The organism is Streptomyces fildesensis, assembly GCF_016107395.1.
GTDB classification, from domain to species: Bacteria; Actinomycetota; Actinomycetes; order Streptomycetales; family Streptomycetaceae; genus Actinacidiphila; species Actinacidiphila fildesensis.
In genome coordinates this window covers 1-7,857 of sequence record NZ_JAAIKO010000091.1, presented here as the reverse complement: position 1 = coordinate 7,857, position 7,857 = coordinate 1, and the positions used below count along the sequence as shown (strand labels likewise).

Annotated in this window: 7 protein-coding genes and 1 pseudogene; 4 read left to right on the top strand and 4 right to left on the bottom strand. The window is 68.8% G+C overall.

Annotated features, from left to right (window positions below; translation table 11 throughout):
- Positions 1-473 precede the first annotated feature (473 nt).
- Positions 474-1,010 carry a DUF4383 domain-containing protein gene (locus tag C6N31_RS41775; RefSeq protein WP_187145080.1) on the bottom strand — a complete coding sequence of 179 codons (537 nt, stop codon included), beginning with the start codon at positions 1,008-1,010 and terminating at the stop codon, positions 474-476.
- A 260-nt stretch (positions 1,011-1,270) separates the two neighbouring features.
- On the opposite strand from C6N31_RS41775, the pseudogene C6N31_RS41770 reads away from it, so the two are divergent.
- Positions 1,271-1,624 (top strand): annotated as a pseudogene (locus C6N31_RS41770) (transposase); the annotation flags it as partial.
- Between the two features lie 172 nt (positions 1,625-1,796).
- On the opposite strand, the gene C6N31_RS41765 reads toward C6N31_RS41770, so the two are convergent.
- Together C6N31_RS41765 and C6N31_RS41760 are read right to left on the bottom strand one after the other, a co-directional pair.
- The gene (locus tag C6N31_RS41765; RefSeq protein ID WP_198359576.1) at positions 1,797-2,102 is read right to left on the bottom strand and encodes a chaplin; all 306 of its coding nucleotides are present in this window, start codon (positions 2,100-2,102) and stop codon (positions 1,797-1,799) included.
- 1,280 nt (positions 2,103-3,382) lie between these two features.
- The gene (locus tag C6N31_RS41760; RefSeq protein ID WP_187145081.1) at positions 3,383-4,489 is read right to left on the bottom strand and encodes a WD40 repeat domain-containing protein; all 1,107 of its coding nucleotides are present in this window, start codon (positions 4,487-4,489) and stop codon (positions 3,383-3,385) included.
- A 1,100-nt stretch (positions 4,490-5,589) separates the two neighbouring features.
- Here C6N31_RS41760 and C6N31_RS41755 point away from each other — a divergent pair.
- The 3 genes from C6N31_RS41755 (at position 5,590) to C6N31_RS44845 (ending at position 6,735) form a co-directional block, all read left to right on the top strand.
- A complete protein-coding gene (locus C6N31_RS41755; protein WP_138353606.1) occupies positions 5,590-5,865 on the top strand; it encodes an isoamylase early set domain-containing protein in 276 nt (91 codons plus the stop codon).
- A 38-nt stretch (positions 5,866-5,903) separates the two neighbouring features.
- On the top strand, positions 5,904-6,242 hold the full coding sequence (locus tag C6N31_RS41750) for a PRC-barrel domain containing protein (protein WP_138353607.1): 339 nt from the start codon (positions 5,904-5,906) through the stop codon (positions 6,240-6,242).
- Positions 6,243-6,459: 217 nt separating this feature from the next.
- Entirely contained in the window at positions 6,460-6,735 is a 276-nt protein-coding gene (locus tag C6N31_RS44845) for a helix-turn-helix domain-containing protein (protein WP_438817453.1), read from the top strand.
- 585 nt (positions 6,736-7,320) lie between these two features.
- Here the strand turns inward: C6N31_RS44845 and C6N31_RS41745 are convergent.
- Positions 7,321-7,530: a hypothetical protein gene (locus C6N31_RS41745; RefSeq protein WP_138353609.1), complete on the bottom strand. Its 210-nt coding sequence runs from the start codon at positions 7,528-7,530 to the stop codon at positions 7,321-7,323.
- Between the last annotated feature and the right edge of the window lie 327 nt (positions 7,531-7,857).

The window sequence follows — 7,857 nt, the reverse complement described above, 5'->3', positions numbered from 1 at the left end:
GAATGGCTCGCCGTCCCCCTCGCGGGCACCGTGCTCTACATCGGCAACGCCATGGCACTCCCCAGCGAAACACTCCAACCCTGGTCCTACGGAATCGCCGCAGGGGTAGTCCTCGCCGGAACACTCCTAAGAGCACGAGTTGATCGAGGCCAGCGTGACCGCGCTGCTCCCGGCCGTGCCGTGACTGTGTCGATTCTCTGACTCTCGGACAGTCGGATGGGCTGCTTTGGCGGCGACTATCGATGCCCGTCAACTGTCACTGCAGATAGGCAGATTGGGCCAGTAAATGAAGGGCTCGTCCGAACACCGGGGCCTTCACAAGGTCAGTACGGTAGAAGTGCCTCCTTCTCTGCACGAGTCAAGTGAGCCCCGGGGGCCGACTACTGCTGCCGGGCGCGGGGGGAGGGTTGCTCTGGCAGCAGCAGGCGTTGGTCACCCGCACGGGACGTCCCGGGGGCCATGGCGACGACAGATTAGGGCAGGCGGGGGGCGCGGTGGGATCGGCCGCCGGGCAGGGCCGGGGTCGGGTGGTCGGGAGTGGTTCGGGTGGCCTCGGGGTGGCGTTGCTGCCAGTAGGGGTTGTCGTGCGGGAGGCTGCCGCTGACGCGTCCGTACATGCCGAAGGTGGCGACGAGCAGGCCCATGGCGAAGCTGAACAGGACGTTGGGGATGCGGAACGCCAGGTAGTTGAAGGAGCTGTCGAGTAGTGCGAGGTTGACGAATCCGCTGAGGATGAAGAGGGAGCCGACAGCGATCTCGATGGTCGAGGCGATGTTCCCGCCGACGACCGACGCGCCGATGAGGATCGCGCCGAAGGCCAGGGACAGGACGCTGAGCAGGCCGTTGCTCGACAGGCCGGCCACCATGCGGCCGGTGGTGTCCAGGAACTTCAACTGGTCCACCAGCCCTAGGATCCCGAACACCAGCAGGACCACACCGCACAGGCCCGCACCGACCCGGTACACCGTGCGGAGCCGGTGATCAACGGGCATCTCGTCCTTGAGTTTCACGATGACCTCCACACACTGCGTTCGGGCTGGCGGCTGCCCGCCGGGCCCTCAGGGGCGTCGACCGCACCTCGCTCCGAGTGCCGGGGCACGGTGCTGTGGCGCGGCGCGCCGACGGCAATGTTGCGGATGGGGTCATGCGTCGACCGCTGCTTCCACCATGACCCCTCCACGATGACCCTGCATGATCAAATATGAAACCGTAAGAATTGGGTCATAAACGGCGGTCAGTGAGCCGTGGTGGCCCCGGGATGATCGGGTACCCCGACCACTTGCGGACCAAGGACACCGATCTGCTCTGCCTCCTCACTGCGGTTTGCCCCGAGATGACCCAGCTCACCGCCCTCATCAGCGACTTCGCCGCCCTGCTGACACCCGCCAGCGGCAACGACTCCAAACTCACCGAATGGATCGCCCAGGCCCGCTGCGCAGCCCTGCCTCAACTGCGCAGCTTATGCAACGACCTGGAACTCGACCGTGCCGCCGTCAACGCCGGCCTGACCCTCCCCTGGAGCAACGGCCGCACCGAAGGCGTCAACACCCACACCAAGCGGATCAATCGGCAGATGCACGGCCGTGCCCGATTCGAGCTCCTCCGCCACCGCATCCTGCTGAGCACACAGGCACCCGACGTCACCACCGACTACAGAACAGAGCCGAACGTTTTACAGTCCCGAGCCCGGGGCCGCCGGGGGACGCGTCACGGGGTCTGGGGCGTGTGCTGTCCCTGATTCCGTGCGGGCTGGCGTCCGGGTTCCGGCGGCCCGGGTGATGGTGGTGGGACGGTGGTCAGTGGTTGTAGCCGTCGTGGCTGGCCCAGTCGCCCTTGTTGTCGCTGTGGTCGTCGTCATCGCTGCTGATGTTCTGGCAGACGTTGCCGAACGCCGGGTTCAGGAGACCGACGACGTTGACGGTGTTGCCGCATACGTTGATCGGCACGTGGATGGGGACCTGAATGAGGTTGCCGGACAGGACGCCGGGGGAGCCGATGGCTGCACCGTGGGCATCGGCGTCGGCGGCGGCAATGCCGGCACCGGTGGCCATGATGGCGCCGGCGACGGCGGTGATGGCGGCTGCCTTGGCAATACGGGACATCGAAAGTCTCCTTGGGAGGGTTGAGTCCGCCGCAGGGTCACGGCGTTTCTTCACCAACGGGCCTGCTTGGCCACAGGTCACGGGTGTTCCGCCGAACGAGTGCCCGCATGACGCGCCGCAGCCCCGGGACGCTGGCGGGGCAGGGGCCGTCCAGGTGAATGCGGGTGGTCGGAGGTGGTGCCGCCCGTGCCGTGGACCGTGCGCTGCTCGTTCATGGGGTGCGACATCGAGGTCCGGTCGGGCCTGGCGGTTTCGCCCTTTCCTGCCAGGCCCGACCGCATCGTCCGTAACCCTACGGGCGGTGACCCGTGCGCCCAGCGGACAGTCTCGAGATGGGCTTGACGAGCCGTTGGCCAGTCGTTCGCGCCCGTGTCGCGCTGCGGGGACGCGTTGAAACCAGCCCGTTCTCCGGCCGCCGACGGAGCTCGTGCTTCTGGTTTCGTCACTGCTGCCGGCCGCCGGATTCGATAGAGGTTCCTCGCCGATCGCGTAGGGGCCCGCCCGAACGGCCTCGGCTGGCGGGGGCAGAAGAAATCGCGTGCACCATGAAGCGGACCGCGGCGCCGCAGTCGGCGATACGGCGCTGGAGGCGCTCTTGGACACCATCGCGCCACGGTTGCAAACAGAGACCGCCGCCGTCGCGTCCCTACGTGAGCAGGCTGTTCGTCTGCTCGAGGCAACCGCGTGTGGCCCTTTGCCGCAGGCGTTGGCGAAGCATGGTGTGGCCAGTCGGAGCGTCCGTTATCACGCGGGAGCGCTGCGGGAAGATGCCGCACTGGCCATGCCGCTGCCCCGGTCTTTGCCGCCGCCCCAGGTTCCTGCCAGGATGCCGACTCGTCCTGGCGGGCCCCGGGCCGCCCCTGATCGCTGCCCGTCATCATCCTCGGCCTGGGCCGGTACGAAGAACGCCTCTTCCCCCCAAAGCCCTGCGCTCTCATCGCCACCAGGCCCAACACGCCCGCCATCCACACCGTCGGAAGCGTCCCGGTCATAGGTGACCCGGCACTCGGACTAGGCAAGGGGAGAGTGCGGGCAAAAAGGCGCGGGGACGCCGCAGCAGGTGTAGAAGACCCGCCATGGTACGAAGCGATGCCCGCACTGCCATCCCCCGTCGTGGCAGCACATCACCCCGTTCAGCTTCGTGCCCCACGGATGGCTGCAAGCCCTCGACAGGCCGTTGGTCATCCGTGTGTGACGGTCCGTCCCGGACCGTCACATCGTTTCTCAGCTCTCGGCCACCGCAGGCTGGCTCTGCGGACTGCGCGGTGGTCGGTGAGCCTTCACTGGAGCTTCCACAAGCGGACGGTGTGGTCGTCGCTGCTGCTGGCGAGTGTCTTGCCGTCGGGGCTGAATGCCACCGCGTTGATATCTGAGGTGTGGCCGGTGAGGGTGTCGGTGATGCGTCCGCTGGAGACCTCCCGAAGCTGAACGGGGTGGTCGGTGGTCTTGCTCAGACTGAGGGTGCGGCTGCCGCTGGCCAGGGTCTTGCCGTCGGGGCTGAACGCGATCGAATTGACGGCGCTGGTGGGGGGTTGGGCGGTGAGGGTGGCGATGATGCGTCCGCTGGAGAGGTCCCACAGCCGGATGGAGTGGTCGGCGGTGTCGCGGTTGCCGCCCCCGGCGCTGGCCAGGATCTTGCTGTCGGGGCTGAACGCCACCGAGCTGACTTCCTGTCCTTTGGCTGTTTGCGGGAGGGAAAGGGTGGTGGTGAGTGTGGTGCTCTGAACGTCCCACATCGTGATGCTGGCGTAGGCGCCGCTGGCGAGTGTTTTGCCGTCAGGGCTGAATGCCACGGCGTTGACCTCGGTGGCATAGGGGTGGTCGAGGATGCCGGTGACCTGTCCGTGCGTCGTGTCCCACAGCCGGACGGTCGTGTCGCTGCTGCCGCTGGCCAGGGTCGCGCCGTCGGGGCTGAAGGCCAGCGAGGTCACCCTGCCGCTGTGGCCGGTGAGGGTGGCTTTCAGGCTCCCGGTCGCCACCTCCCACAGGCGCACGGCGTACCCGGCCTCCTTGTCGATGTCGTTGCCGCCACCGCTGGCGAGAGTTTTGCCATCGGGGCTGAACGCCACCGCAAGGACGTAGTTGGGGTAACTGGGGAAGCCGGTTTGGGTGACGATGCCGCGTCCGCTGGAGACCGCCCACAGCCGGATGGCGTTGTCCTCGCTGCTGTCGCTGCCGCTACCGCTGGCGAGAGTTTTGCCGTCGGGGCTGAACGCCACCGCGTAGACGGAGCCGGTGGGGCCGGTCAGTACTTGCGTGTCCGAGCCGGAGGACCGCGTCACCTCCACCACGGCGACCGCCGTCGCGGCTGCCGCCACCGCTCCGGAAGCGGCGAGTATGACGGTGCGGCGCCGTATTCCGCGGCGAGTCGGGACGGATCCCGCCATGCGCGGCTGACCCTCCTGCCCGGCACCGTCCCCGTCGTTGTTGCGGCCCGCCGGACCGGTCGGCTGCTGCGGACCTGGCGGTTGGGAGGAAGCCATCAGCATACGACCGTTCTCGAAAGAATCCACAAGGAGAAGCCCAGGAAGCGACCCACCGGTGCCTCCCGGGGAAGCTTTCCATCAAATAGCTCTCCCGGGGAGCGACTTGCCCACATGGTCTCCCCGACCGAGGCACGCTCAGGCCGATGCGGTCGGAACGGCAGGGGCCAGCATGGTGGCAACGCACCTGCTGCTCAGTCACGGGTGGTGGGACGCGGCCGGGTGGACCTGTTCAGCGACTGGGGACATGGTGGGTGGCTGGCTGGTGCTCCACTGGATGGACGGGCTGGTGCGGGGGACGCCCGGTAGGTCGCGAACGGAACCCGAGGCTTCGCCTGCTGGGAGTTTGGAAGAACTGCAACGCATGATGTCCTGCGGCGTGTCGTGCGGGGTCGGGTGGGCCGTGCGGGGGGTCATGCTGGCAAGCAGCTGCCCGTGGCTTACAGCAGGGTGCGGTGGCCTTTCACCCCCGCTTCCGCACCGCGCTGCACCGGTCGGCAGCCTCGATGCCTACCGGCAACTGCGGGCTGCTGGGCCGGCCGGTCGTACGGGAGCCCCCTTCGCGGCAATCGGGCCATCGGATTGCGTAGCCGTCACACGGCCAGTTTCCTCGGGGCTTTCGTTCGGATCGTTGAGGGCCGCCGTCCGCGGTCCGTGCAGGCATTGATTCGTCCTGCCCAGGCCCCCTCCCGGTGGTCCGGTGATGGTCGTGCCGGGCATGGTCCCGGTGGTTGAGCTGCTCTCCTCCGGTGTGAGGGAGCGGCCGGGTGGGCCGGGGGGCGAGTCGACCCCGGGCTTCGCCTCCCGGGGCCGGCTCATCTCGACTTCGTATGCCCCGGCGGCCAGCGCGCCAAGCCGCCACGGCGCGCACAGTGCCCGCGTCAGCCGGTTGCCGCCTGGGCGGGCTGGGCTGTTCGGGTGGGGAGCACCGGCTGCCGCCGTTTCTGCGTGGTTTCGGGGAATCCATCAGGCCTCACCACCCACCGCCTGGAGGAGTAGCCGTCATGTTGGAGCGCACCCGGACGAAGGACACCACCACGGTCACCTTCATCCTTCCCGCCGATCACCCGCACGCGCAGGTCAGTGTCGTGGGGGATTTCAACGATTGGCAGCCCGGCGCCCACCCGCTGGCCGCCCGCACGGACGGCACCCGCGCGGTGAGCATCGCGATGCCCGCCGAGCGGTGCTTCGGCTTCCGCTACCTCGCTGCGGGCGACCGTTGGTTCGACGACGAACACGCCGACAGCCACGACGGCACCAACGGCTACCTCCACACCTGAGCCCCTCCCCCTACCAGCAGAAACGGAAGGTGACACGCATGAGCATGTGGGACTACACCGCCGCCGCGCAGTACACGTCCGGCACGGACCTGACCGGCTACAAGGTTGAGGCCACCGACGGGCACATCGGCAAGGTCGACGAGGCTACCGACGAGGTCGGCGCCGCGTACATCGTGGTCAACTGCAAGCCCTGGCTCATCGGCAAGCACGTCATGGTGCCCGCCGGCGCCATCACCCGCGTCGACCACGACCAGGAGACCCTCCATGTCGGGCGCACCAAGGACCAGGTCAAGGACGCGCCCGAGTACGACCCGGACACCATGGCCGGCAGCGCCGACTACCGCAGCAGCCTCGGCACCTACTACGGCGACCGCTGATCTGTGGTGGGAGCGGGTTCGTGCCCCGCTCCCACCGTGGTCGGTTGCTGCGCGATGGCCTCGGCCGCGTCGTCCCGTGTCGCAGCACGCGCGGGTGACGCGGCGGCCGTAGCCGCTGGGGGAAGTTCGCGGGGGGCCGACCAGTTGCGCACGTTCCCACAGTAAGCCAAGCGGCGGCTGTTGCCGATGGGATGCGCGGTGTTCGGCAGGCGCGCGGATGAGGATCTTGGGCATGTCGCAGAAGAGACCGGCCGCGAAGAACACCGCGGCTTCGGGAGCGCCGTCGGTGCGGACGCGCTCGCCGCGCTTGACCGGACCGGCGCGAGCGGCGGCAGCCGCCCAGCTCAAAGAGATGTACGAGGCAGGTGCAACGATCCGCCAGATCGCGCAGCGCACTGACCGCTCCTACGGTGGCGTCCGCGCCCTGCTGGTCAGCGCTCGGGTTCCGTTCAGGGGCCGCGGAGGAAAGCGAGCACAGCCGACACCGCCATAGTGCGCCCTGGCGATCCGCTGTCCCGCTCTGCCAGGCAAGCAAGCTCGCTCACCAGGCGCTCACAGCGGTGGCCGTCGGGCTGACGCTTGGGAGGCGACCCATCCGCCCCCGGGTCGCCTAGGGGCGGCTGTGCCGGGCTGGGGCACCGGATCGGACGGGGCCCAACCAGGGCCGCCCGATCCGGCTGACCCCGTGGTGTCAGGGGTCGGGCGGAAGCTAGTGACGGCGCCCGCCCACTGCGGCGGCGGCACGACGCCGGAGGGAAGGCCGGCATCCTGCCCTGATGTCAGGCCGAGGGCCGGCACCTTGGACACCAGTTCGGACCACTCGCGGTCGTCCTGCCCCGGCAGCATCCGCCCGGCTTGCCGCCACCGCTCGACCAGCGCCGCAAAGATCGGCGGATCGTCCGCGCGCAGACCCGTTTCCGCACCGTCACCGGCTGCCCTACGCCGCCGACCGGTCGGGCTCACGAACGCCTGTGTGCCTGTCACCCCCGACTAACGACCATGCACGCAAGCCCGCAACCCCCCTCGCTCACCCATCACTCCACCGAGGGTCCACCGCGGCACGGCGCTGACGCGGGCGTTACCGCGACAGTCCCCCCGGCACATCGTGTGAGGACAGATCGTCGGCGAGCCGACTGCGCAGCAGGAGCAAGGCGGCGGGGTCGGCGACCTGGGCGAGATCGTCGAGCAAGGCCCGCACGCGCGGGGCGTCTTCGGTCCGGACGGCCTCGACGACACCGTCGATGATCTCGCGGACACAGGCGGGCACGAGCCCGGGATCGGTGCGCATGATTAGGCTTATCGGTCCCTGCGGCGGCAGCGGAATCGCCTGATGGGGTGAGGCACCGCAGACGGCGGGGGCGATCCATAGGCTCGCCCCCGGCCAGAGCTTCTCCCTCGACCGCGCCGCTGCCCTTCAGCCTCGCCGCAGGCGACGACCGGTGCATGTTCACCTGCTGGCGCCCCCGCCTCTGACCGCTCCCGATCACGTGCGGCTGGGGACGCCTCCTGATCTGCGGCGAAGGGCCCTTGCCTCCTGCCATGATGTTTCTCATGCAGTGCCTGCCGATCCCGTGCCCCGCCCACCTCATCCCGGACGCCACGGGTCTCGACGCGT